The sequence below is a fragment of the Methanosarcina sp. DH2 genome (assembly GCF_020804225.1).
Taxonomy (GTDB): Archaea; Halobacteriota; Methanosarcinia; order Methanosarcinales; family Methanosarcinaceae; genus Methanosarcina.
On the sequence record NZ_WJBI01000005.1, the window covers coordinates 164,401 to 190,804 of the forward strand.

The 26,404-nt window shown below is 41.6% G+C and carries 21 protein-coding genes; 12 read left to right on the forward strand and 9 right to left on the reverse strand.

What is annotated here, in order from left to right:
- Positions 1-284: 284 nt before the first annotated feature.
- Positions 285-443, reverse strand: a complete 159-nt coding sequence (locus FXV91_RS09575) for a hypothetical protein (protein WP_229390359.1) — start codon at positions 441-443, stop codon at positions 285-287.
- 188 nt (positions 444-631) lie between these two features.
- On the opposite strand from FXV91_RS09575, the gene FXV91_RS09580 reads away from it, so the two are divergent.
- The 6 genes from FXV91_RS09580 to FXV91_RS09605 all read left to right on the forward strand — a co-directional run bounded on the left by FXV91_RS09580 (position 632) and on the right by FXV91_RS09605 (position 9,053).
- Positions 632-1,186, forward strand: coding sequence for a cupin domain-containing protein (locus tag FXV91_RS09580; RefSeq protein ID WP_229390360.1), 555 nt, complete (start codon positions 632-634; stop codon positions 1,184-1,186).
- A 203-nt stretch (positions 1,187-1,389) separates the two neighbouring features.
- Positions 1,390-3,063, forward strand: a complete 1,674-nt coding sequence (locus FXV91_RS09585; RefSeq protein ID WP_229390361.1) for an AMP-binding protein — start codon at positions 1,390-1,392, stop codon at positions 3,061-3,063.
- Positions 3,064-3,395: 332 nt separating this feature from the next.
- Positions 3,396-3,644, forward strand: a complete 249-nt coding sequence (locus tag FXV91_RS09590) for a ferredoxin family protein (protein ID WP_229390362.1) — start codon at positions 3,396-3,398, stop codon at positions 3,642-3,644.
- Between the two features lie 22 nt (positions 3,645-3,666).
- Positions 3,667-4,722 carry a 3-methyl-2-oxobutanoate dehydrogenase subunit VorB gene (locus tag FXV91_RS09595; RefSeq protein WP_229390363.1) on the forward strand — a complete coding sequence of 352 codons (1,056 nt, stop codon included), beginning with the start codon at positions 3,667-3,669 and terminating at the stop codon, positions 4,720-4,722.
- Positions 4,723-4,724: 2 nt separating this feature from the next.
- Entirely contained in the window at positions 4,725-6,170 is a 1,446-nt protein-coding gene (locus FXV91_RS09600) for a 2-oxoacid:acceptor oxidoreductase family protein (protein WP_229390364.1), read from the forward strand.
- A gap of 1,764 nt (positions 6,171-7,934) precedes the next feature.
- Positions 7,935-9,053: a cytochrome-c peroxidase gene (locus tag FXV91_RS09605; RefSeq protein WP_229390365.1), complete on the forward strand. Its 1,119-nt coding sequence runs from the start codon at positions 7,935-7,937 to the stop codon at positions 9,051-9,053.
- A gap of 1,918 nt (positions 9,054-10,971) precedes the next feature.
- Here the strand turns inward: FXV91_RS09605 and FXV91_RS09610 are convergent.
- Positions 10,972-12,144, reverse strand: coding sequence for a type III PLP-dependent enzyme (locus tag FXV91_RS09610; RefSeq protein ID WP_229390366.1), 1,173 nt, complete (start codon positions 12,142-12,144; stop codon positions 10,972-10,974).
- A 1,344-nt stretch (positions 12,145-13,488) separates the two neighbouring features.
- Complete coding sequence (locus FXV91_RS09615; RefSeq protein WP_229390367.1) at positions 13,489-14,784, reverse strand: APC family permease; 1,296 nt, start codon at positions 14,782-14,784, stop codon at positions 13,489-13,491.
- A gap of 341 nt (positions 14,785-15,125) precedes the next feature.
- On the opposite strand from FXV91_RS09615, the gene FXV91_RS09620 reads away from it, so the two are divergent.
- Positions 15,126-15,998 (forward strand): hypothetical protein, encoded by an 873-nt coding sequence (locus tag FXV91_RS09620; protein ID WP_229390368.1) that lies wholly within the window; start codon positions 15,126-15,128, stop codon positions 15,996-15,998.
- A gap of 137 nt (positions 15,999-16,135) precedes the next feature.
- On the opposite strand, the gene FXV91_RS09625 is transcribed toward FXV91_RS09620, so the two are convergent.
- On the reverse strand, positions 16,136-17,317 hold the full coding sequence (locus FXV91_RS09625) for an FprA family A-type flavoprotein (protein ID WP_229390369.1): 1,182 nt from the start codon (positions 17,315-17,317) through the stop codon (positions 16,136-16,138).
- 377 nt (positions 17,318-17,694) lie between these two features.
- Between FXV91_RS09625 and FXV91_RS09630 the strand changes: the two genes are divergently transcribed.
- The gene (locus tag FXV91_RS09630) at positions 17,695-19,215 is read left to right on the forward strand and encodes a glutamine synthetase family protein (RefSeq protein WP_229390370.1); all 1,521 of its coding nucleotides are present in this window, start codon (positions 17,695-17,697) and stop codon (positions 19,213-19,215) included.
- A gap of 496 nt (positions 19,216-19,711) precedes the next feature.
- On the opposite strand, the gene FXV91_RS09635 is transcribed toward FXV91_RS09630, so the two are convergent.
- Both FXV91_RS09635 and FXV91_RS09640 read right to left on the reverse strand, forming a co-directional pair.
- Entirely contained in the window at positions 19,712-20,035 is a 324-nt protein-coding gene (locus FXV91_RS09635) for a YbjQ family protein (protein WP_229390371.1), read from the reverse strand.
- An 8-nt stretch (positions 20,036-20,043) separates the two neighbouring features.
- The gene (locus tag FXV91_RS09640; protein ID WP_229390372.1) at positions 20,044-20,265 is read right to left on the reverse strand and encodes a hypothetical protein; all 222 of its coding nucleotides are present in this window, start codon (positions 20,263-20,265) and stop codon (positions 20,044-20,046) included.
- A 526-nt stretch (positions 20,266-20,791) separates the two neighbouring features.
- Between FXV91_RS09640 and FXV91_RS09645 the strand changes: the two genes are divergently transcribed.
- The 4 genes from FXV91_RS09645 (at position 20,792) to FXV91_RS09660 (ending at position 23,653) form a co-directional block, all read left to right on the forward strand.
- A complete protein-coding gene (locus tag FXV91_RS09645; RefSeq protein WP_229390373.1) occupies positions 20,792-21,631 on the forward strand; it encodes an ion transporter in 840 nt (279 codons plus the stop codon).
- A 194-nt stretch (positions 21,632-21,825) separates the two neighbouring features.
- Complete coding sequence (locus FXV91_RS09650) at positions 21,826-22,722, forward strand: D-aminoacyl-tRNA deacylase (RefSeq protein WP_229390374.1); 897 nt, start codon at positions 21,826-21,828, stop codon at positions 22,720-22,722.
- A 104-nt stretch (positions 22,723-22,826) separates the two neighbouring features.
- A complete protein-coding gene (locus tag FXV91_RS09655) occupies positions 22,827-23,189 on the forward strand; it encodes a DUF3147 family protein (protein ID WP_229390375.1) in 363 nt (120 codons plus the stop codon).
- An 80-nt stretch (positions 23,190-23,269) separates the two neighbouring features.
- Positions 23,270-23,653: a DUF3147 family protein gene (locus tag FXV91_RS09660; RefSeq protein WP_229390376.1), complete on the forward strand. Its 384-nt coding sequence runs from the start codon at positions 23,270-23,272 to the stop codon at positions 23,651-23,653.
- Between the two features lie 182 nt (positions 23,654-23,835).
- Here FXV91_RS09660 and FXV91_RS09665 read toward each other — a convergent pair whose 3' ends face one another.
- The 3 genes from FXV91_RS09665 to FXV91_RS09675 form a co-directional block, all read right to left on the reverse strand.
- A complete protein-coding gene (locus FXV91_RS09665) occupies positions 23,836-23,997 on the reverse strand; it encodes a hypothetical protein (protein WP_229390377.1) in 162 nt (53 codons plus the stop codon).
- Between the two features lie 260 nt (positions 23,998-24,257).
- Positions 24,258-25,664, reverse strand: a complete 1,407-nt coding sequence (locus FXV91_RS09670; RefSeq protein ID WP_229390378.1) for an MATE family efflux transporter — start codon at positions 25,662-25,664, stop codon at positions 24,258-24,260.
- A gap of 23 nt (positions 25,665-25,687) precedes the next feature.
- On the reverse strand, positions 25,688-26,155 hold the full coding sequence (locus tag FXV91_RS09675; RefSeq protein WP_229390379.1) for a MarR family transcriptional regulator: 468 nt from the start codon (positions 26,153-26,155) through the stop codon (positions 25,688-25,690).
- Between the last annotated feature and the right edge of the window lie 249 nt (positions 26,156-26,404).

Consider the following 26,404-nt stretch of genomic DNA (forward strand, 5'->3'; position numbering starts at 1 on the left):
GTTTGCGTTTGTGCCATCTTAACCCCTATATAGATCCAGGAATTTACTTAATAAGTTTTTATAAGGAAAGGATATAAAATTGTTGGTTTAAAGAAATATTAGAAAAAAGAGATTAAAATTAAAATCAATAAAAAATTAAAGTGAATACAAAATCTAATCAGATAGAAGATGGCAAATAGTAATATATAAAGAAGAACCTGTTTTTTGATTACACTAATGTATGAAAGTGTACATAGTCGCTTACTTCGGGATTAAAGTTTCCAGCATGATTAATGCTCTCACATTCATTCACACGCAAATCGGACCTCATCATTCTCTTTTTCCCATCTTTCCCACCTTTCCCATCTTTCCCATCTTTCCCATCTTTCCCACCTTTCCCACCTTTCCCACCTTTCCCAGTCTTTTCGTATTTCTTCCCGTTTTTTCCCTTTCTTTTTACGCATTTTATTTTTCTTTAATACAAATGCGTTTCAAAGTCTCTGAATGGTAATGTATATTAATTATAATTCTCAATGGTTCTGGAAGAATTTTTTTCTAACAGGTTCAGGTAAGCCTGGATGGAGCGCAAAGGTTTTTAAGTAAATATTCAAGTTAGGTTTCTTAAATGAATACAGCTGGAGAAGGTTTGATTATGCAGGAAAAAATAAAGGAAATTGCATCCCGCGTACGTGAACTGCGGGAGCTATCAGATATTTCTGTTGAAAAAATGGCAGAGTATCTTCAGGTCTCATCCGAAATCTACGAGAAATACGAAAGCGGAACAGAGGATATTCCGGCAAGTATACTTTTTGAAATTGCACACCGGCTGCAGGTAGATATGGCTACTCTTCTGACAGGAGAAGAGCCTCGCATGAACATTTTTACAGTTACAAGGGGCGGAAAAGGAGTAAGTGTTGAGAGAAGAATACAGTACAGGTATCAGAACCTGGCTGAAAAGTTTATTCATAAAAAAGCGGAGTTCTTCATTGTTACAGTCGAACCCAAACCTCAAGGAACAAAACCTGACACAAACTCCCATCCGGGGCAGGAATTCAATTATGTGCTTGAGGGAAGCCTGAAGGTCTACATCCATAATAATGAAATCACCCTTAATGAAGGAGACTCCATTTATTTTGATTCCAATTATGAACATGCCATGGAAGCTCTGGATGGAGAACCCGCTAAGTTCCTGGCAGTTATTTTGTAACCCGGATTAAATGCAACCCTGAGTAACCCATTCTTAATAACTCACGCAAACTCGCATAAAAATCCGCATAAAAAACTCGAATACAGGAAAAATTCGAAACAAAGGAAAAAACTCTGAGAGTTTTTTTAGAATTTAAATTCAGCCTCTCGAAGCCTGAATAAGTATCGGAATATAGAAAAATTCAAATAAAACGGGTGTCCAGAATGACTTCCTTGCTGAGCCAATTTGTTTCCAAAACCGATTTTGAATCCTACGAGGATTTCCAGGAAAACTTCAAAATCCTGGTCCCTGAAAATTTCAACTTTGCCTATGACGTGGTCGATGCCTATGCAAGAGATTCTCCTGAGAAACTTGCCATGATCTGGTGTGATGATAATGGGGAAGAGAGGAGCTTTACTTTCAAAGACATGAAGTATTACAGCGATAAGGCTGCAAATTTCTTTGCAAAACACGGCATTGGAAAAGGCGACTATGTAATGCTTACCTTAAAGAGCCGTTACGAATTCTGGTACTGCATCCTGGGGCTACACAAGCTCGGAGCAATAGCAGTGCCTGCAACTCACATGCTGAAAACCCGGGATATTGTATATAGAATTGAAAAAGCCGGGTTGAAGATGATTGTCTGCATTTCCGAAGATGACGTTCCGGAACAGGTAGATGAAGCCCATGCCGAATGTGGGGATATCCCTCTCAAAAAAGCCGTGGTAGGAGTAGAAGCCCGGGAAGGCTGGATTGATTTCAGAAAGGAACTTGAGGAAGTTCCCTCGATTTTCGAACGCCCCACAGGCGAGGCTGCGACAAAGAATGAAGACATCTGCCTTGTCTATTTCTCCTCCGGAACCGCTGGTTTCCCTAAAATGGTAGAGCATGACAACACCTACCCCCTCGGACATATTCTCACTGCAAAATACTGGCAGAATGTGGAGGATGACGGGCTGCACTACACCGTTGCAGACAGCGGCTGGGGTAAATGTGTATGGGGTAAGCTTTACGGGCAGTGGATTGCCGGCTGCGCGGTTTTTGTCTACGACTATGACCGGTTTGAAGCCAAAAACATGCTTGAAAAAGCCTCCAGATATGGGGTTACGACCTTCTGCGCCCCGCCCACTATCTATCGCTTCCTGATAAAAGAGGACCTTACTCACTATAACTTCAGTACTCTGCAGTATGCAGTTGTTGCAGGCGAACCCCTGAACCCTGAGGTCTTTAACCGCTTCCTTGAGTTTACAGGGATTAAACTTATGGAAGGGTTCGGGCAGACTGAAACCGTTGTTACCATTGCGACTTTTCCCTGGATGGAACCCAAACCCGGGTCAATCGGAAGACCCACCCCTGGATATAAGATTGAACTCATGGACAGGGACGGCAGGCTCTGTGAGGTAGGAGAGGAAGGGGAAATCGTCATCAACACAAAGGACGAAAAACCAGTAGGCCTCTTTGTCCACTATGGAAAAGACCCTGAAAGGACAGAAGAAACCTGGCATGACGGCTACTACCATACCGGAGATATGGCCTGGATGGATGAAGACGGGTACCTATGGTTTGTGGGAAGGGCTGACGATATCATCAAGACCTCAGGATACAAAGTTGGGCCCTTTGAAGTGGAAAGTGCCCTCATCCAGCATCCGGCTGTGCTCGAGTGTGCAATCACTGGAGTTCCCGACCCAGTCAGAGGCCAGGTCATCAAAGCCACCGTTGTGCTTACAAAAGACTATACTGCAAGCGATGCCATTAAGAAAGAGCTGCAGGAACATGTAAAAAATGTCACGGCTCCTTATAAGTATCCCAGGATTGTGGAATTCGTTCCCGAACTCCCGAAGACCATCAGCGGAAAAATCCGCAGGGTGGAGATCCGGGATAAAGACCAGACTCAGTAACAGGATTTTTAGAGTACTGCACCCAATCAAATATATTCGATCAAATCCGAAAAAGGAAAAAGAAAGGAAAGAGATAAGTACCTTAAACTTTTTCTGAAAAGTTTGCCTAAGGTAGAGATAATTCGGATTTACTCTCAAAAGGATACTGTAATTCAAGAGATACTACAATTCAAGAGATACTACAAATCAAGAAATACTATAGTTCAAGAAGAGAAGAGAATTCAAGAGCATATAAGGATTCAGAAAGCCCCTTAAAAATGATAGGCTCCTGTCTGCCATATAATACCGGCCGGAGAAAAACAGGGACTGGAAGAATAGCGTGAGGATTCTATATGGTAAAAAATGATAAAAAAGAACCGTACCCTGTTATCAATATTCTGGAATGCAAGGCATGTGGGCGCTGTCTTCTTGCCTGCCCGAAGGAAGTGCTTTTCATGAGTGAGAGCCTGAACGCGCGGGGTTACCATTACATAGAGTATAAAGGAGAAGGCTGCTCAGGCTGTGCAAGCTGCTATTATACCTGCCCTGAGCCCCTGGCACTGGAAATCCATATTCCCCTGAAAGAGGAGGAAGCCGAATAAGGCAGGATAAGGAGGAAAAAAGATGGCAACACAACTCGTAAAAGGTAACTCTGCAGTAATCGTCGGCGCACTCTATGCCGGCTGTGACTGTTTCTTTGGATACCCCATTACTCCGGCAAGTGAGATCCTGCACGATGCTTCCAGTTACTTCCCGAAAATTGGCAGGAAATTTGTTCAGGCTGAATCTGAGGAAGCTGCAATCAACATGGTCTATGGAGGGGCATCGGCCGGGCACAGGGTCATGACATCCTCTTCAGGTCCCGGAATTAGCCTGATGCAGGAGGGAGTTTCTTACCTTGCAGGTGCAGAACTTCCCTGTGTGCTTATAGATGTCATGAGGGCAGGTCCAGGGCTTGGAAACATCGGGCCCGAACAGGCAGACTACAACCAGGTCGTAAAAGGTGGAGGGCACGGAAATTACAGGGCCATTGTACTTGCTCCCAATTCAGTGCAGGAAATGTGTGACTTTACCATGAAAGCTTTTGATCTGGCTTTCAAATATAGGAACCCTGCAGTCGTGCTTGCTGACGGAGTGCTCGGGCAAATGATCGAGTCCCTGGAGTTCCCTGATAAAGCCCTTACCCCGGAAACCGACACCAGCTGGGCGGTCAATGGGACAGCAGAAACCAGAGCCAATCTTATAACTTCAATCTTCCTGGACTTCAACGAACTAGGAATGTTCAATGAGAAACTGCAGGCAAAGTACGAGCTGATAAAGCAGAATGAGGTAGATTACGAAGAACACATGACCGAAGATGCCTCAATAGTGCTTGTCTCTTATGGCATAAGCAGCAGGATCTGCAGGTCAGCAGTGGATCTTGCCAGGCAGGAAGGAATTAAAGTAGGGCTTTTCAGGCCAAAGACACTTTTCCCATTCCCTGAAGCGCAGTTGAAAACCCTTGCTGATAAGGGATGCTCTTTCATCTCCGTTGAGATGAGCAACGGGCAGATGATAGACGACATTAGACTTGCTATCAGCTGTTCACGGCCTGTGGAACTGGTAAACCGCATGGGAGGAAACCTGATAACCCTCGACCAGATTATGGACAAAATCAGAAAAGTTGCAGGGGAGGCATGAAAATGGCAGCAGAAATCACCAACGGAGAAAAGGTTATCAGAAAGCCAAAAGCCCTGTACACGGACTATCCGCGCAAAGGAGGAGCAGCCTCAACTGCCACTCACTACTGCCCAGGCTGCGGACACGGGGTTTTGCACAAGCTTATCGCTGAAGCAATTGATGACCTCGGAATCCAGGACAGGACAGTTATGATTAGCCCTGTGGGCTGTGCAGTCTTTGCTTATTATTACTTTGACGCAGGCAATATCCAGGTAGCTCACGGCCGTGCCCCTGCAGTTGGGACAGGCGTCTCAAGGGCTGAAGAAAATGCTGTGGTCATCTCCTACCAGGGTGACGGAGACCTTGCTTCAATCGGCCTGAACGAGACTCTGCAGGCAGCAAACAGGGGGGAAAAACTGGCAGTCTTTTTCGTAAATAATACCGTGTACGGTATGACAGGCGGACAGATGGCTCCTACGACCCTTATAGGGGAAAAGACAACTACGACTCCTGAAGGCCGTGACCCCCGTTTTGCAGGCTACCCGCTGCACATGTGTGAACTCATATCCAACCTGAAAGCTCCTGTATTCATCGAAAGGGTTTCGGTTTCGGATATCTCTCATATAAGGAAAGCCAGAAAAGCTATCAGGAAAGCGATGGAGATCCAGCGCGATGGCAAAGGCTATGCCTTTGTGGAAGTCCTTGCCGCCTGCCCGACAAATTTGAGGATGGATGCCGAACAGGCTGTAAAGTTCATTAACGAAGAAATGGAATCGGAATTCCCGCTTAAGAACTTCAGGGATAACTCTGCAGAAGCCGAAATCCTTCACAGGGGCGTAAGCGACTTCACAACGGAAGCCCTGGAAAAACTTTACGGGATTGAATCCGGAGCTGAGGAAAAACCTTCCAGGACCGACTTTGCCCCGATCCAGACCAAGATTGCAGGTTTCGGAGGGCAGGGAGTCCTGAGCATGGGCATTATCCTTGCACAGGCAGGAGTAAAAGCAAACCTCAATGCTTCATGGTTCCCTTCATACGGCCCGGAACAGCGCGGAGGAACCTCGAACTGTTCGGTCGTGATTTCAGGTCAGTCCATAGGCTCTCCTACAGTCTATACCCCTGACATCCTTGTAGCCATGAATCGTCCTTCCCTTGAAAGGTTTGAAGGAGCGGTAAGAAAAGGAGGTTTTATCCTCTATGACTCGACCATAGGCGAAGCCGAGACTCCAGCAGGCGTAAAAGCCGTTGCGGTTCCGGCAACCGAAAAAGCCAAGGAAGCAGGCGATGAGAGAGCTGCAAATTCCTTTATGCTCGGTGCTTTGCTGGGGCTAAATGCAACCGGACTTGAAGAAGAAGCCTTCAAAGAAGCTCTTGCCGAAAATTTCGCAGGCAAACCCAAAGTCATTGAGTTCAATCAACAGGTGCTTGAAGCCGGTGCAAAATGGGCAAGAGAGAACTTTAAGGTATGAAATTAACTGGATTTCAGTATAAACCACAACAGGCGAAAGGAGAGGTTCTAACTCGCCTGTAAATACTTTTTTCAGACTTACCGATCTGGATTTTTAAAGAGCAGGCTTTTCCTTATATAAATATATTGGATTTATTGGAGACTATTTGTATTTTAATCTGACTCTTTTCATTTGACTTTTTAACTTAATACTTAATCTTCCTGCCAACAATAAAGCCGAAGGAAACATTAAAATAGTTGTGAAAAGTCGTAATTTATGTAGAACGGCAAAACTCAATTCATCACCTCTCCAGCTTGACTTTGCCGTTCTTTAATCAACTTGTGTTGCATGCTTTTTTATCTTCTCTTTACACAGGGCAGAGTCTTAATAGGAGCCATAGCTGGAAAGTTACAGCTGGAAAGTTGCAGCTGAAAAGCCCCATGCTGAAAAGCCCCATGCTGAAATAAAGGATTGCTTACAGCTGCGGATGCACTAATTAAAGAAAATCAGAGATTTAGGAACGGTCATAAGGTTTATTTAAAATAAAGACATTATAAAAAAGAGTTAGGCTTACTGAAAATTAATTTGAAAGTAATTGTGTTTGAGAATTAAGTTAAAAATCAATTATTAATTTAGAAGTAGATGGTAGGGTTCGAGTCCCTATTCTCGAGATCCCTACCTGCGATCCAACCCTGGATTGAGAGGAAACCCTATTACTCTCAATCTACACACTCATAATGGCATGGAGATATATATCATAACCGATTCAAAAAAGTTTTTGTAATCTTAAATTTATCTGGATTACATATTTTTATCGTCACTAAAACTTTTAATGGCATTGAAATCTTTTCCATTAATTATTATAAATTTCAATGTATTAATTTAGTTTATATCTACAAAGATCTCCTTTAATCGATTCGCAATTTCTCCTGGAAAGTAACAAACCCAGAAACAGGACCTCAAGAGTGAGAACTTTTATTCTTAGACGTTTGGGTGAGAGGCAAACTCAGAGAATCTGTAATCTTTGAGGTAGCTTCTTTTAACATATTCGCCATGAATATCCGTTCAGCTAGATACAATAATCAGGTTAGTATAAACTAATGTGGAATGATAAGGTTTATTAAAAATAAAGACATTATAAAAAAGTGAGATTCAATCTCAAAATTAGTTTAGAAGTAGATGGTAGAGTTCGAGTCCCTATTCTCGATGTCCCTACCTGCGATCCAACCCTGGATTGAGAGGAAACCCTAATACTCTCAATCTACTATCTTTTATAACGATCCGGTAATATATCCTAACCGGCCCAAAAAACTTTTTTTAATTCAAATTGTTAAATTGGATATACACTTTTGTTATGATTAAATTTTTAATCTCGCTATAATCCTGATTTAATTATAAAAATAGGATTATTATATTATCTTTGATTATTATATTATCTTTATAAATATTAAGTTTTTAATCCAAAGTTTTCGAGCCTAACTTATATTAGAATTTCCGATATTATTAAATATGAAAAATATGCTATTTAATATAGATTTTATATGGCCTGATCGCTGTATCAGATCTATCTGGGGAATGAAGGAGCTTGAGGATTACCGATATTTTTTTAATTGCAGTTATAGTGTAAAGTTAGTACATGTTATGGAACCGGTGGATATAATCAGTGATAAGGGCAAATCCGGGCATAATTACATGGAACTCAGGACATAATCATAGAGAGCAAATCCTCATTCTCAGTTTTTTCTCCGGGAAATTTCTACGGAAATAACAAAAGAGGGATTTATATTGATTAAGATAACATGGGTTGGGATAACAACATTAATTTTAATGTTGTTTTTAACAGCATTAGTTGCAACTGCTTCAGCAGAAGAAGTTCAACTGAGTCCGGAAGAGGAACTAGGGAAGCTTCTATACTTTGATACAGAGCTATCAACACCCAGGGGGCAGTCCTGTGCAAGTTGCCATGATCCTGAATTTGGTTTTGCTGAGCCTCATCAAAATCTTCCAGTTTCACAGGGAGTACTGCCAAACATGTTCGGAAATCGAAACTCACCAAGTGCCGCATATGCGTCTTATAGCCCGGATTTCAGTTATACATATGATGACGAGGGCCAGATACTCTATTCTGGAGGCCAGTTCTGGGACGGCAGGGCAGACAATCTGATCGAGCAGGCGAAAGGCCCATTCCTGAACCCTCTGGAAATGCATAACCCGAATAAAATAACTGTAATCCAGAACATCCGGATTTCAGATTATGCAGGTCTCTTTGAAGAAGTCTACGGACCGGGTGCCCTGGATAATGTAGATACAGCTTATGATTATACAGCTGAAGCGATTGCAGCTTACGAAAGTTCTGCGGAAGTAAATAAGTTCAGTTCCAGATACGATAAATATCTTGCAGGAGAGTACACCCTATCAGAAGAAGAAAAATTGGGACTTGATCTATTTAATGAAAAAGCCCTGTGTTCAGAGTGCCATCCAAGCAGTGGGAATGAACCGGTATTTACGGACTTCACGTATGACAACCTGGGTGTGCCCAGAAATCCAGATAACCTGTTTTATAGTTTGCCAAAAGCATTCAACCCTCAGAAGAGTGCATATATAGACCTTGGGCTGGGTGGCAACGGCCGTACTGAGATAGTTACTCCAGAGAATGAAGAGGGAAAAATGAAAGTCCCTACTCTGCGAAACATTGGGAAAACGGCCCCTTATACGCATAATGGATATTTCGATAGTCTCGAAGAACTTGTACGCTTCTATAATACGAGAGATGTGGAGTCAGAGGGATGGCCAGCTCCTGAAGTTGCTGCGAACGTTAATACCGAAGAACTGGGCAACCTCGAACTTAGTGATGCCGAAGAAAAAGCAATTGTTGCCTTCTTGAGGACGCTGGATGATGAGTAATCGGAAAAAAAGTATATGCAGAACGGTTGGAACGGCATAATTTGCATCACTAATTCTTGCCTTTGCTAAAAAGTGAGTTACATAGCCTTCCTTACATATGTCCTGCAAAAGTAAAAGAAAATATTCCTATATAGTTTACTTTAAAGGAAATAATTCCTGAAGGAAATAATTCCTGAAGGAAATAATTCCTGAAGGAAACGAGCAGGCTCGAGGAATTTTCGTAATTTAGCCAATTTTCTATCCAGACCAGAACGGTTTTGTCGAGCCTGAACATAATTTTTTGTATTTTACCTGTCCCTTACCTGTGTAAAGTTATATTAAGGCATTAAGGCACCTGAAAGAAACAAACTCCAGGATTATTGACTAAATTCAAATTAAATATACTAACTATTGGATTATCCAGCACCTCTGTTGTCAAGTATGTCTAATGCACCTGAATTTTATAGTATGATAGCAATCATAACCTTTATCTAACTTCGGAACATTATAAAAAAGAATTGACGATATATAAAAATAATTGAAAAGTAAATGTTCGATAAAAGACATTTTTTAATAAAATAGGAAATAGTAGTTAAAGGATAATTAATGTTAAAAAATGATTATTTGATCCAGAAGTAGTTGGTAGGGTTCGAGTCCCTATTCTCGAGGTCCCTACCTGCGATCCAACCCTGGACTGAGAGGAAACCCTATTACTCTCAATCTACATTTGTTTTATAATCAGGTGGACATATATATCATAACCGATTAAAAAAATCCGTTATGAAATGTTTTTTTGAACTCGTTAAAAATTTCTATCACAAACAAATTTTCAACAGCGTAAAAAACGGGTAAATATACCTTGCTTAAACAGGGCAAATATCTTTTGCTTAAGAGCCTATCCGAAAAGTGGTTACCTGCTATAACTTTTACAATATGCAATATGCAAAACCGGAACGGATACTCTGACATTATAGACCTATTGTGACTTTTCAACATGCATTACTGACTTTTCGGATAGGCTCTAAGTAGAATGATATTTATTTTTCTGGAAAAACTCTCGTTTTAGTATAGTTTAATATGTTTAATTGAATGCCATATTATATCCAGCTGATTTTGTATTCTATCTTCACTGTGATTAAAATAATTAAACATGGAAATTTATACTGCCATTACCAGACATGAGAAATATTCATTTTTATTTTTTAATCAGGAAATACAAAATTGATAGAGCAGACATCGAGACAGGTAATTTTAATAACCTGGCAAAAAAGAATTCATATATATCATTACATGGATTTCATGGACATAATATACAATAAATTTAGGAATTTAGTAATTTAGAAACGGTCATAAGGTTTATTTAAAATAAAGACATTATAAAAAAGAATTAGGCTTACTGAAAATTAATTTGAAAGTAATTACGTTTTGAGAATTAAGTTAAAAATCAATTATTAATTTAGAAGTAGATGGTAGGGTTCGAGTCCCTATTCTCGAGGTCCCTACCTGCGATCCAACCCTGGATTGAGAGGAAACCCTATTACTCTCAATCTACTATCTTTTATAACGATCCGGTAATATATATCATAATCGACCTAAAAAACCTTTTTTAATTCAAATTTTCAAATTGACTATACATTTCTGTTATGATTAAACTTTTAATGTCATTGAAAATTTTAATGCAAATATAATAAAAAAGTATTTTTGCAAATAATTTGCAAATATAATTTAAAGAGTTTGCATCATTTTATAGGCAGATTGCAGTTTATTTAATTACTTAGTTTATTTAATTACTTAGTTTATTTAATTACTTAGTTTATTTAATTACTTAGTTTATTTAATTACTTAGTTTATTTAATTACTTTAATCTAGCAGCCTGTTTTCACATAAATGGTTCCCGACTTGCTTTGAAAAATTAAAAAACAGAAAGGGCAGATGCCCTTCAGATAATGTAGGATTTGAGAGGCGGAAAACCGTTAAAATTCACGGAACTATAACTCTGGGTGTAAGCTCCGGTTGTGAAGATATATACACGATTGCCTTCTCTCATTGTATGGGGAAAGGAATACTTATGGTGCTCATAAAGGATGTCCATGCTGTCGCACGTGGGACCTGCAAGGATGACCTCTTCTGCACAGCCTTTTTTATCACAGAAAATCGGATATTTTATGCACTCGTCAAGGGTTTCTATAAGCCCGCCGAACTTTCCGATATCTAGATAGACCCATTTGTACTGGTTAAACCTGGCTTTTTTAGAGATCATAACAACTTCGCTTACGATTATGCCGGCATCGGCGACCAGAGACCGACCTGGCTCGATAAGGATCTCAGGAAGCTCTTCTCCGAAGTCATCATGTAGAAAGCGGCGGATTTCCCGGGCATATGTCTCAAGGTCATGAGCCTGAGCCTGGTATTTTGCAGGAAAACCCCCACCAAGGTTGATCATTTTCAGCCGGATTCCTTTTTCAGCCACTGCTTCAAAAAGATATTTGCACTTGGAAATTGCATTGTCCCATTGCCCGATATCCCTTTGCTGGGAACCTACGTGAAAAGAAAGTCCATAAGGCTCAAGCCCAAGCTTTTCGGCTTTTAGAATCAATTTGTATATCAGGTCAGGGTGGGAGCCGAATTTTCTGGAAAGTGGCCAGTCAGCGCCGTCACTTTCTGTAAGGATCCTAAAAAAAACCCTGGAACCCGGAGCTCTTCTTGACAGCTTCTTTAAATCACTCTCAGAATCCGTAACAAAGAGCCTTACTCCGTTCTCATAGGCATAAGCTATGTCCATTTCTTTTTTGATCGTATTGCCGTAACTTATCCTCTCAGGCTCTACCCCGAGCCTTAGCAGTTGATCAAGTTCGTAGACCGTTGCCACATCAAAACTGGAACCTTTTTTCTTCAGGGCGAGCACTACCTTATCCATAGGATTAGCCTTAACAGCATAATGAATTTTTGCAAAAGGCATATGCTCTACCAGTTCGTCGTAACTTCGCTCTATCTTTTGAAGATCAACGATCAAAAACGGTGTTTCTTTATCCCGCGAGAATTTTTTAATTTTATTAAACTCCTCTCTTGAAATATAATCTTCCAGCGGGAACTCATAAGGCTCTTTTCTCATATCTACTCCCTTTTTTAACCTGATTAATTGGTAACCAAAACTAACGATAGTTCTGATTTATATTTAGGTAGTTCTGTTTATAAATTTTTAGTACATTACGGATTTATTTTAATGGGAGAATTTATAATTAATAATATAGATAATCCCTGAAATAAAACGAATCAAATAGGGTTTTATGTATATAAAATTAATTCTTGTTGAATATCAAGATCCAAAAACAACTAAAATCCAAAAATATTCAATATAAATCGTCTGATTTTAAAAAAAAGTTTCATTAAGCTTTTTTAAGCTATTAAAGATTTATATTAGCTCTTTTTTCTCATTAAAAGCACTAAAAGCTAATATATTGCCATAGAAAGTTCCAGAAACGTTAATCTGCCCCTAAAAAATACAGACGCCGTTTAAACCTGAAAAAAGGGCTTTAGTATAGAATAAAGCTAAAGAGCCGTTTTTTAGCGAATAAATGCAAATCAGGGGGTTTTTAGATATCTATAACATTTGTAAGGTCATAAAAAGCCAGATCTTTAATTAGCTTACATGCTGTTTTTTGAACTTACTCTCTAAATAATCTTTATGCCAGTGCAGAATTAATTGTAAGAAAGCTGCAATGAAAAGTAACTTACTAAACCCTGAATTAAGATTCGCCCTAGTTGCGCCATCCGAGTTTCGCTTCCCGAGTTTCGCTTCGGGAGCACGAGGTCTGTTTCACTCGCTTCGCTCGCTCAAGCAGACTAATTTATAAAAATAACAGATTTTACTTCCCGAGTTTCGCTTCGGGATCACAGGAAATCGAAGATTTCCAGGGAGTTGCACTGCAAGTACAACAGCACGAGGTCCTCTTCGCCCCGAATTGCGCCTCGCCCGAATTGCGACTCGGGAGTACGCGGTCCTTTCGCTCCTTGTTTCGTTCAAGAGGACTGATTTATAGACTAATTTATAGACTAATTTATAGACTAATTTATAGATTAACAGCAGTGGGCTTTGCTCAGGAGGACTAAATTTGAGCATAGATTGTAATAATGAATGAAGGTATTTTTTAAGTCCTCCGCCACTTTATCAAGTCTTTTTTCTTTTCTCTTTTGATGTGCTGTCAGACAGGCTGGCGTAGGACTCTATAATCTGTGAATTGAAATAAGACACGGATTATGAGAAATATTGAACTGTTTCGGATAAGCGGGTATTGTAGATCCTTTTCCATATTTTTTTATCCGGGCAGAACCGGTTGCAGGGTTCTTGTAAAGGGAAATAAAGCCGGAAAATGGTATCTTGTATATGTCTGAATAAGCCATCAAGTAACTGAGAATTACCAGTTATTCGGAGAAAGTTATTTAGAGCTCAAACAGATCAGATACCTGAGGCTTCAGCAGGCTTTTTTCTTGTTCTGAGCAGCACTATAAGTATGCCTATTGCTACAAGGGAAAAACCGTAAACCATGATTTCCATGCTGATCTGGGAAAAAAGAAAAACAGCAGATAAGGCGCCAAGAGATGGAAAAAGGGGCAAACGGCCGATGCTAAAGGGAACCCTGAAAGGTCGTTCTCTTCCGGGGTCAGTATAACGGAGTTTTATAAGGGAGATATTGACCATAAAAAATACAATAAAGATCATAAAATTCGCAATATTTGCTACGATTGTTATGTCTCCTAGAAGGGCAAAAAGGCTTGAAACGCATGCAATTCCAAAAATTGCAGTCCAGGGAGTCTGGAAACGGGGGTGTACGCTTGAAAGGGCTTTAGGAAGCGAACCTGCATCTGCCATACCGTAGACGATTCTCGACCCTCCAAGCATAACCACAAGTACGGTATTCATTGTGGAAAAAAGAGCAATCCAGGACAGAAGGACAAAAGCGTCATTTCCAAAGGCAACAGCTGCGACGTCTGCGAGCGGGACTTCCGAAACTCCAAGGGTCCTGAAATCAAGCACGCTCACAGCAGCTACAGCCACGCAAATATATAGGAAAACAGTGACTGATATGGCAATAAGCAGGGCTTTGGGAGTTGTTTTCTCTGCATCTTTCGTTTCCTGGGAAAGCCTTACAATATCCTCAAAACCGAGAAACGCAAAAAATATCAGGGCAGAAGACTCAAATACCCCTGTAAGATCAGGAGCTTCAAAATAATTTACCGTTCCAAAGTAAGGGAGCCCAGCGTAAATAATTAACAGAAGCCCTGAAATCTCTATCAACGTAATAAGGACAGCCAGACGGGCCGATTCTTTGATCCCGTAGACCATAATAAGGCTGAGAAAAAGAAACAAACCTATTACTCCGCCTAAATTTCCAAACCCGAAAAGGTTACTGAAGTATCTTCCAAAACCGAGGGCAACCGCAGAGCTGGTTATTACCACAAAGTAGACAACAAGCAGCCCCGCAAATAGGCCCACACGTTCTCCAAAGGCTCTCTTCACAAACTCATACTCAGCGCCTGCCCTGGGGAACATGGAAGAAAGTTCCATATAGCTGAAAGCAGAAAGTGCGGCAGTAACTCCTGCAAACAGAAAGGAAAACCAGACGAAATTGCCTGCAAGCCCCGCAGCCTTTCCCATAAGCACGTAAATCCCGGCTCCGAGGATATTGCCGATTCCTGTGAGTGTGATCTCCACCAAACTCAGTTCTTTCTTTAATTCGAATTTTTCTTCCATTAAAAACTCCCCACCCTTAACTGAAGCCCAGCACCATAAGAATAACTTTAAGAAACCTTCAGTCATCTGGAAAGGGTATAATTAGATTATACCGTAAACCGCTCTACATTATTTTCTCGTCACATGTTTTCTTATCACATTATTTTTTTACTACACATATTTTTCATCACACATTATTTATCCAGAAAATTTTTTCATACTTGGTTATTGTAAAGTACTTTGCTCTATTAACCAGGTTTTAAGTTTAAAAAATGATATACCACAAGAAACAGCATTTATTATGTATTTTTGAATTTCAATAAAAACATAATAATTAAACTGGTTTAGCTCCGGAAGTAAAGATGAAGGCAAAAAGCTTAAGTTCAGTTACTCGTTCCATAGACCTTACCTACCCAACAAACAGGGCAATTACAGTAGTTACCCTGTTATTTTTCTTTGTAACGGCAGGTTTCCAGTTTGCTTCAGGAAAAGATGTTTTTCCAGCCCTATATTCAGGGTTAAGGGCAGGAATTTCGGTATTTTTTGCCTGGGCTTTTGCAAGAGAAATAGATCCTGACAATGAGCTCTCAGCTTTTGTCGCGGCTTTTACTGGCTGTATCGGATTCATGTTTTTTTCATCTCCTCTCCTGCTTGCCCTTCTTCTTGAGCTTATGATCATCCGTATTATAAACAGAAGCAAGGGACTGCCCGCCAGAACCATGGATTCTCTTGTTGTACTCCTTCTTTCAAGCTGGATTTTGCTGCAGGGAGGCTGGATTTTTTGCGTCCTTGCCTTTCTGGCTTTTGTCCTGGATGCTTTCCTGCCTGAACCAAACCGCAGCCCTCAGATTTTTGCAGGGGCCCTATTTCTCGCTTTGTCACTTTCAGTCAGATTTCTCTTTTTCTCAGGAAATGAAAGAGAAAAAATCATCATTCAAGGTACAGGGCTGCCAATCTTTATACTTACTGCGGTTCTCCTCTTTATCCCCCTCATCTTTAATTCGCGAACAGTAACATCAAAAGGGGATCTGATAGGGATTCCTTTAAACCCCTTAAGGGTCCAGACCGCTCAAATGATGGCTCTTTTAAGTATTGTTTTACCTGCAGTTCTGCAGGGGTGGTCGGGGGTTGAGAGCCTTATACCTTTATGGGGGGCAGTTTTTGGAGTCTCTATTTATGGAGACTCAAAGCTATTGTTTAAAAAATTAATCATGGTGCTTGTCCGTCAACGCTAACATTTCAGCAAACTCGGAATTCTCAGCACCGATTTTTAACACGTAGTTTCACAGGAATAAATGAATGAATGAATGAATGAATGATCTCTGAGTAATCTCTGAATGACCCATGGCACGAGCTTAAGACTATGTCGGAATTAATCCTTCATTTTTTGAGCAAGTTGCATGCCAATCTCCTCAACTTTTTTCAGGTCTTCCATTCTTGGCTTGCCTTTAACCTGGAGGGTTCCCACAACCTCCATTTTCGAAGGAGTGAGGATATCTCCTGCCTGCCTCAATGCACCTCCTCCCCAGCCAAATGACCCGAGAACAACTCCATACCTGGCCGGGGGGTTGAGCGCTTTTACAAGGTAAGTGCCGTAAAGGGCAAGCGGGTGCATGCCTGCAAGGACTGTAGGGGCTCCAAGGATAATGGCTCGCGAATCAACCAGTTCTCTGGCAACATCCCCTATGTCTGAGACTGTAAGGTCATACATTCTAACATCTACACCTTCTTTTAGCAGAGTCTCTGCGATTGTATTGACCATCTCCCTGGTAGAGCCCCACATGCTCACATAGACAATAAGAGCTTTATTTTCAGTTTCTCCTGCAGTCCATTTCGCGTAGGGTTCAAGTATTCGCTCCGGGTTTTTGTAAATCGGCCCGTGGCTCGGGGCAATAATTTCGATATCAAGATCCTTTATCTTTTCAAGAGCTTTTGCCCCCATTTTCCCGAAAGGCATCATGATCTCACCATAGTAGCGTTTTGCCAGAGGAATAAGGTCATCCAGGTCTTCGTCATACACCCCCTGGGCAGTATGGGCTCCGAAAAAGTCACACGGGAAAAGGACCCTATCTTCAGGCAGGTATGTGAACATAGTTTCAGGCCAGTGGAGCCAGGGTGCTTCTATAAAGCGGAGAGTCTTTCCTCCCAGGTCAAGGCTATCTCCTTCGGCAACAACCTTTATTCGACCTTCAGGCAGCTCATGATAGAGGCTTGCCATTTTTACTCCTCTCTCAGTCGTGACAAGCACGGAGTTCGGAGCCCTATCCATGATATAACGAATTGCACTGGCATGATCAGGTTCTGCATGATTCATGATCAGATAGTCCAGTTTTTCCAGGTTGGAAACAAGATTTATTTTTTCTTCAAATTCCTCTTCAAAGCCGGGATTCACGGTATCAATGAGAACTGTTTTCTCTTCCCCTTTCACAAGGTAAGCGTTATAGCTTGTCCCCTGAGGCAGAGGAATCAAAGCATCAAACATTCTGCGGTTCCAGTCCTTTGCCCCAACCCAGAACACGTTCTGGGCTATTTCAGGAATATTATAATTTTCCATATTTCCGTTCCCCTCTCAATGTCGGTAGAATAGAAGCAAAACAGGCAATTAAAAACCCTGATTATAGCTCCCAACCAACAGTTTTTATAATCTGTCTATATGTATTCGTCCAATATATGTATTAGGTACGTTTCTAAAAATGGTGTTTAAGCAACACGAAACGTATAGCCTGCCGATTTCATTTTTTAGCGTACTACTCCTACGGAGCACAGGGTGAAAAGAAAAGTTTATATAGACAGCAGTAAGTTATCTTCTTCCTAGCAGGCTAGAATTCACAAATTTATGACTAATGTGGGAACAAGAGAGCCTGAAAATATTCGGTATTGAAATGAGGCTTTGAATACTCGAATATTACAACCAAAAAAGAAGGGATACTTATGAAAACATCATCTATAGAACTTAATCCGAACAAACTGGTACAGTACCTCAATAAACCAGCAAGCGAATTCACCAAAGAGGACATTATAAAATTCATCAAGGAAAACGGTATTAAGATGCTCAATTTCCGCTATGTTGGCGGAGATGGAAGACTTAAAGCCCTCACCTTCGTGATCAGAGACGAAGAACACCTTGACAACTTACTTTCCGCTGGTGAGAGAGTCGATGGATCAAGCCTTTTTACGTACATTGAGGCAGACTCAAGCGACCTCTACGTCCTCCCTAAATACAGGACTGCCTTCATAAATCCTTTTGAAGAAATCCCCACTCTGGATATCCTCTGTTCCTACTTCGACAAGGACGGAACCCCCCTCAAAAGCGCATCTGAAACCGTCATGAAGAAGGCTACCCAGACTCTTACCGAGAAGACAGGCTACGAGCTCCAGGCAATGGGCGAACTCGAATACTACATTATCGCCAATAAAGATGAAGTCAACATGAATTTCCCGGCTGTTGACCAGAGAGGATATCACGAATCTAATCCCTTTACCAAATTCGATCAGCTCAGGAAGGAAGCAATGATGTACGTTTCCGAAGCTGGCGGAAAAATCAAATACGGGCACTCTGAAGTCGGGAACTTCACTGATGACAAGTACTACTACGAGCAAAACGAAATCGAATTCGAGACTGACACACCTGAAAACAGTGTAGACAGTCTGCTTATTGCAAAATGGATGCTCAGGATGCTTGCTGACCAGTACGGTGTAATTGTTAGCTTTGCCCCTAAGATCACTGTCGGAAAAGCCGGAAGCGGGCTGCACGTCCATATGAAGCTCCTGAAAGACGGAAAGAGCGTTATGGTCGAGAACGGTAATGTCAGTGATATTGCAAAGCGTGCAATGGCTGGTCTCCTTGATATTGCATCCGGAATTACTGCCTTTGGAAACAGGATCCCAACATCCTACCTGCGCCTTGTTCCTCATCAGGAAGCTCCTACCAACATCTGCTGGGGAGACAGGAACCGCTCTGCTCTGGTCCGTGTGCCCCTTGGCTGGTTCGCTGAAGAATCCAGCAGAATGATAGCCACTGCAAATCCGAATTACAGTGATGAGTTCAAGAGCCACAGCTACAAATCTACCTTCGAATTCCGTGCTGCAGACCCTTCGGCTGATCTTTACCTTCTCCTTGCAGCCTTTGCTGTAGGTATCCGCCACGGGTTTGAAATGGCCAACGCTCTTGAGGTTGCAAAGGACCTCTACATCGGTGTCAACATTTTCAAGGAAGAGCACAAGGACAGGCTCGCCCAGCTTGAACACCTTCCTGCTTCCTGCTACGAGTCCGCTCAGGCCCTGAAGAAACTGAAGGATGTTTTCATAGAGTACGATGTTTTCACCGAAGGTATGATTAACGACACCGTAAAATACCTTGAAGGTCTTGACGACAACAAACTCAGTGAGAGACTCTACGGCAAGAACGAAGAAATCAGGAAACTTGTGAACTCTTACATCCACGTCGGATGATATCGTAACGACTTTAAACAACTCTTTTTTTCTTTTTTCCTACCGGAAAAAAACGCAGGGTCTCCTGCTCTCAGAGGACGAGGCCCTGCAAAAAACGAATTTTTTCCTTAATTTTGCAATTTTTCTAACATGTTGATGGTATTTGAGATTCTGCCCGAAACACAAAAAGAGATCCGATGATATTTTGGCTAAAAGAAAACAGCTGCTGGGTTGAGAATTCCCTAACTCAGACCGGGACGATCTTAAATAGTTTCCCAAACTGTTCCTGAACTAAAACCAAACCAACCGGAATTAACCTTATTGAATCGTCGTTTTTGTCTCGAAAGAAATCCGGTTTTCCTTGAATAAAAATTAGAAAGATGAGCAGGAAGTAAAAAGGATAAATCAAAACAGCAGATAACTGCCACTATACTGCAAAAATTGAACGGGATGAACAGGTCGAGATATCATACCTGCACAGCACTGAATACTCCCTGACTTGATCACTTATCCTTGATTATTCCTTATTCCTTATCTTAACAGCTGTTCCGTATGCAAGTATCTCGGCTGCCCCTGCCATTACCATGGAAGTCATGAACCTTACATTTACCACGGCATCAGCCCTCATCTTCTCGGCATCCTCCACCATACGGTTGATTGCCTTCTCCCTTGCTTCTTCAAGCATCTCGGAGTATTCTGTCAGTTCGCCCCCTACGACACTGCGCAGCCCTGACATGATATCCTTGCCAATATGCTTGGCCTGAATAGTACTGCCGCGAGCCATTCCAAGGGTTTGTGTAATCTCCTTTCCTGCTATTGTATCCGTGGTTGCAATTATCATGTTCTCACCTAGTATTTTCTTTCAGTTTCTTTATCCTCAACACTCAATTTTTCCTTTATTAAAATCAATAAAACTATTGCTATACCTGCTACAATTGCTCCTATAGACACTTTAAGTACCGGGCTGGACTCCAAGGTGAAAAAGTTATAAAGGCCATATCCCAGCAGCAAGACGAATCCAATGACTGTCAGTCCAGTGCCAAGACTTTTCAGTGCTATGTTGCTATTCATAAGAACATCTCTAAACACATTTTTTCAAACAAAACTGGAAATAATCATGAACTCAAGTTGCTCGAGATATTATATAAGTACAGGATAATATATCACTTTCGTTTATTAATAAATATGTTTCATTCAGGTAACTTTTCCTTTAAGGGATAATGACAGAACAGAAAAACCCACAAAAAAGAAAAAGAAGAAAAAAGGAAATTCGAGTTAAGAAAAAGAAGAAAAAAGGAAATTCGAGTTGTTCCAAATTATGAGAACGGATCAAAGACTCATTATTTAACTATTGCATCGATTCCAAAACAAGCCCCTTGTTCAGTAGTGGGAAATTCGTTGACCTATAGGTCTATTCAAAATTCAGGATTGTGAATATACTTTGGAATCACAGTACTATAATATTAGCTACTGCAAGAAAATACTTATTACCTTTTGAAACATAGATTGAAGTGGCTGTTTTGTAAGATGCTGCGTCATAACCACATCTTCGGAAACTTAGATTGCAAATCAAACGCTTGCTGCGTGGATGTTAACTATGGCTGCTTCATTAGAAAATAAACCCCAAAATAGGCCACCTGATGATAGTTGGCGAAATACTTTATATACTATCATATTTGAAGCAGACACACCCGCTGGAAAGCTTTTTGATGAAGTCCTGATCCTTACCATCCTGCTGAGTGTTATTGTCGTTATGCTTGATAGCGTACGCAGTATCGAGGCTTTATATGGGAACCTGTTCAATTTTCTGGAATTGGCATTCACGATACTATTTACAATAGAGTATTTTTTGCGCTTGATCTGTGTTGGTCGGCCCTCCCGATATGCCAGAAGTTTCTTTGGTATCGTAGATTTGATAGCAATTCTCCCAACATATTTTAGCCTGCTGTTGCCAGGCAGCGAGTTTCTGCTGGTGATCCGGAGTTTACGGTTACTCAGGATTTTCAGGGTGCTCAAACTTGCCCAGTATCTTGGTGAAGCTGATTTATTGATAAAAGCTTTGCGTGCAAGCCGGCGGAAGATAACCCTATTCCTATTTACTGTTTCGAATCTGGTGATAATAATGGGCTCCCTGATGTACGTTATTGAAGGTACAGATAACGGGTTTACCAGTATACCCAGGAGCATTTACTGGGCAATTATAACACTTACAACCGTAGGATACGGGGATATAGTTCCTGAGACGAACCTCGGACAGGCACTGGCGTCAGTTATCATGATAATAGGTTATAGCATCATAGCGGTTCCAACTGGTATTGTCACATCCGAGATTACATATGCAAGCAGATACTCTAAAGGAAGGGTGTGTCAAAATTGCAGTTTTGAAGGACACGACATCGACGCTAAATTCTGTAAGCGATGCGGAGCAGAATTATAAGCCTCATTATTTGATTGGTTGACCCGTCTTTTCATAATTTTTTATATGGCGTGGTTGCATTGTTCCAGTCGATTTGTTCTATTTTTGGGGTTGGTTTTATCTATCTTTACGAATTTTAAAGGCACAACTGTTTCTGTACGAAAGTTCCAGAAAAATTCAGGATAAATTCAGAAGAAAACCGGACTGATCCGACAATGACAGATATAAGTAATCCAGAAAATGTGAATAATTCAAAAATCACCATTATCTGTTCTGCCCCTGACCTTGCCAGCCAGAACATCAAAACTCATCTTTTGAACCTGAGAGAATGGAAAAAACTCGAACTTCCGCCTGAATCCGGATTTTCGGCAGCCCGAGAATCCGCGGATGGAAAATTCAGGCTTGTAGATATTGAAGAAATCCACGTTTTTCAGGACGGGCTCGATAGGAAACTGGAGGATGCAGGATTTCCAGCTTCCCTGATAATTTTTGCCTCCAAACACAGGAGTAAAGAGGAAATCAATTCCCTAACCGTGCACTGTACCGGAAACCCCTCGGATGAAGCAAGGCTCGGAGGCCGCCCCAGGTCTCTTGCTGTTTCCTCCCCTGCTGCAATGAAATCGATCCTGAGCGAAATGAAACGACTTGCAGGAGAAAAAGGGCTGAAGTACGACGTGACCCTCGAAGTGACCCACCACGGCCCGACAGAACTCTCAGTACCTTCTATCTATGCGGAGATCGGCAGTACTGAAGTACAGTGGATAGATCCCGAAGCCGGGGAAGTTGCTGCAAAAGCTATTCTTTCAGTCTCCCTTGAAAAAGTACCTGTAGCCCTTGGTTTCGGAGGCGGGCATTACGCCATGCGCCAGACAGGGCTTTTGCTTGAAACCGCGATCTCTTTTGGACACAACTTCCCCAAATACCAGTTAGAATTCGTGGACGAAGACCTGATAAGGCAGGCTGTTGAGAAGTCAAAGGCTGAATTTGCTTATTTTGACCGGAAATCCATGAAAAGCGATGACAGGAACAGAATCTCTGAAATCCTTGAGAAGCTCGGGCTCACAGTCTTAAAAGAATCTGAAATCAGGGAAAAGTACGGGCCTGATAGTTAATCAGGGGTTTAAAACGGCTCATTTCTCCAAAAATGTGTGTAAAAGATGTTCCATATGTGCGCTGTCATAGATAGAAGGCGTTTCAGTATACAGGTCGGCAAGTAATGTTCAGCATTAATATCTCTCCAATTCTCCTCCGTTTCCTTTTTGGCGGGAGTACAGTTGTAGCTTCCACACTGATTGCGCGGAGTTTCGGGGGTAGGCTTGGAGGAATTTTTGCAGCTTTTCCCGCAGTTTATCTTGCAGCAGTTGTAGGCCTGGGGACGGAGTACGAAGGCAGTGAATTGATTCTTGTTTCCGAACAGCTTTCGAAAGGTGTACTTGTGGGAATGGCGGCAGATATCTGCTGTGCCCTTGCAGCCAGCTACCTTATCCTTAAATACGGATGGAAAATAGGCCTTATCCTCTCCCTTCTTTTCTGGGCTATGCTTGCCCCTCTTATTTACATTACATGGTTCGGATTCTGAAGAATATAGAAACCGTAGCTTAAAAAAAGCGATGACAGATAAAACTAAAATAAAAATAGAAGGTGAAAACCAGATTTATCATGAGTTTTTTAATGAAACTGGATATCCGGGACCTTGGCGTAAGGTTTCTTTTTGGGGGCACGGCTGTTGCTGCCTGTTATATCCTGCTTCAACACCTTCCCTCAAAGTCCTTTGCAGGGATTTTTGCCGCTTTTCCGGCATTGATGTCTGCAGCCGTAATAATGGCAGAGCACTTCGGAACCTCTGAGCAGGCGGCAGACATTGCACTGGGAGCCAGTGCAGGGATGCTGGGCTGTACAGTCTGCATGTTCACTGCAATTTTTTGCATGGAACATCTGAATAAGTGGGGTTTATCCATGGCGATCGCCCTGTCAGTCTGGTTTTTCAGCTCATATGCAGCGATCATGCTGATGCAGGGGATTATTGAAAAAAGAAAAAGATAGAGAAACAGCAGGGAAAAAACATTTTAAAGATTCAAGCTTCAAAAAAGCCTCAGAAGTTATGCTTCTAGCCCTATCTTTAACATTCGTTTTTTATTTTATTTTATTTTATTTTATTTTATTTTATTTTATTTTGGCTTTCTATTTACCTTTATTTTTTCTTTTTATGCGCCCTGTTGCTTTACTTATTGTTTCATTTTCATTGGTTCTCCGCAACAAGTTATATTGCCGGTACAGCAGGCATCTGTAGCGCAGCAGGCTTCCCCACATGCGTTTACTACCTTAAGTTCGAACCCGCATCCTTCACAAATAAGAACCTGACCCTCTTTCAATTCGCTGCAGTTCATTTTATGTCACCTCAATTTGCTTGATAGAAAAAGTATGTAACTCAGGTTCAAACTGCTTTTGAAACAATGATTCTGAATATTGTTCCATAAAGGATGTTATTCCATAATGAATATTTTCCATCATGAGTATTGTTCTATATCCTGAAAAATTTCTATTAACCTGAATTTAAAGAAAGAATCTGTATCTAAAGGAAAAAGGGAAGAGAAAAGAGGAAAGGAGCAGGAGTCAAACTTCTGTCTTCATCTCAGCGTGCCCGATTTTATTCGAACCCGCCGGGAACTGCCATTTCTGACCCTGTGCCGACTCCTGAAGGGACTGCACGTTCTTTAAAAGTCCTGTACACTCTGAAAAGCAGCAGTCCGGAAAGCAAAAATGCCAGAAAATCTGAGATCGGATAAGCTGCCCAGACTCCATCCAGACCATAAAAACCGGGAAGGATGACAACAAGGGGGATCAGGAAAAGGAGTTGCCGGCTAAGGGAGAGAATGAAAGAGGGCCTGGCTTTACCCAGAGCCTGGAAAAGGGTCATTGCGACTACATTCAGACCTATCAAAGGCATCCCAAGTAGCATAATTAATACAGCCCTTTTTCCAACTATAAGGTATTCTGGATCAGCACTGAAAAGCCCGAGAAGTTGCTCTGTGAAGAGATTAACGACAATCAAGCCAAGGAGCCCGAAGGTCGTTGTCACTATAAGAGATAATTTTACGGCTTCGGCTATCCTTCCGAACTGCCTTGCTCCGTAATTATACCCTACAATTGGCTGCAGGCCAAATGCCATACCCAGGAGAGGCAGGAAGATGAAGGAATTAATCTTTATTATAATGCCAAAAACAGCAATTGCTACATCTCCTCCATAGCTTGCAAGGGCATTATACACAAAGATCATCATGATACTGCTCGAGGCCTGCATAACAAAAGATCCGAGCCCTATAGCTCCTATTTCTTTTATAATGCCAGCATCCGGTTTCAAGTTTCTGGATTTGAAGTGCACAGCTCCTTTTCCTTTAAGGCAGTACTGCAGAAGCCAGACCGAACTCACTGCCTGGGACAGTACAGTTGCAATTGCAGCTCCCTTCACACCCATTCCAAATCCGAAGATAAAAAGCGGGTCAAGAAGGATATTGATAACAGCTCCTATCAGCATGGCATTCATGGCAAGGCGGGCATTCCCTTCGGCTCTGACGATGTGCTGGACCGAGACTCCGAAGACGAAGAAAAGCCCTCCTGCAATTATATATTCAAGATATTCCCTGGCATAGGGCAGGATTCCGGGAGTAGCCCCGAAGATTTCCAGAATAACGTCGAGGTAAAGAAGGCAGGGAACTGCAATAAGTATGCTGAGTATCAGGCTCAGGGAAAAAACATTTCCGAGAGTTCTCTCGGCCTTTTCGATTTCTCGAGCTCCAAGGGCGCGTGAGATGATAGAAGAGCCTCCTGTCCCGAGAACAATTCCAAAAGCCATGATTATCATCTGGATTGGAAAAGCTATCGAAAGCCCGCCTATGGCCTGGACACTTTCTGTCCCATATGCCCTTCCTACAAAAAGGGTGTCCACAACATTATAGAGAGCCTGTACCAGCATTCCGATGATTACTGGGGTTGAAAGTTTGAACAGGAGCTTTTTTATACTCTCTTTTCCCAGAAATTCACTTTTTTCTTCCATATTCTATGCTTCCGTCTCGTTTATTATTTCACGTCATCCTGCCTATCCGGACACGAAGGCTCAAATCCGGGTTCAGAGAGCTTAAACGCAGCCTTCTGGACCAGCTGTCTGAAAATTTCCTTTTCTTCCGGTGTGAAATCCGAAAGGAGAGTGTCTATAAAAGAAATCAGCTTTTCAAGGATTACTACTCTGATCTCCTTCCCTTTTTCGGTCAGGTAAACCTTGTAAGCCCGGAGGTCACCTCTATCCCTTTGCCTGTACACGTACCCTTCTTTTTCCAGGCTCTGGATTGCTCTTGTGCTTGTTGCTTTGCTGACTTTCAGGGCTTTTGCAAGGTTATCCTGAGAAATGCCGTCTCTATGGTATAAAACCATTAAAAAATCAAATTGTCCACTCCCGATCCGGTAAGCTTCGAGTTCCTTTGCCATGTATGCCAGGTGGCTCCGGTATATATGGGCGATCGGGCCGCAGATCTCTCTTGGATCTTCCATAATTTTATCCTGAGTTTTTTGTAAAGTTGAGAATTTTTTGAGATAAAGGATGTTTGGGTATAGTTTCATATGAAACTAATCTGATGCCCTTAAGGTTTCATATGCATATAATAGTTACGAATGAAACTAAATAAAACAGGAATCCGGCGGATTTCGGCATACTTCCATAAGAGCAGGAATTTCCGGGTTTACATGCTTAAAATTCCGGGCTTATATGCTTAAAAAAATGTATATAGAACATGCTAATAT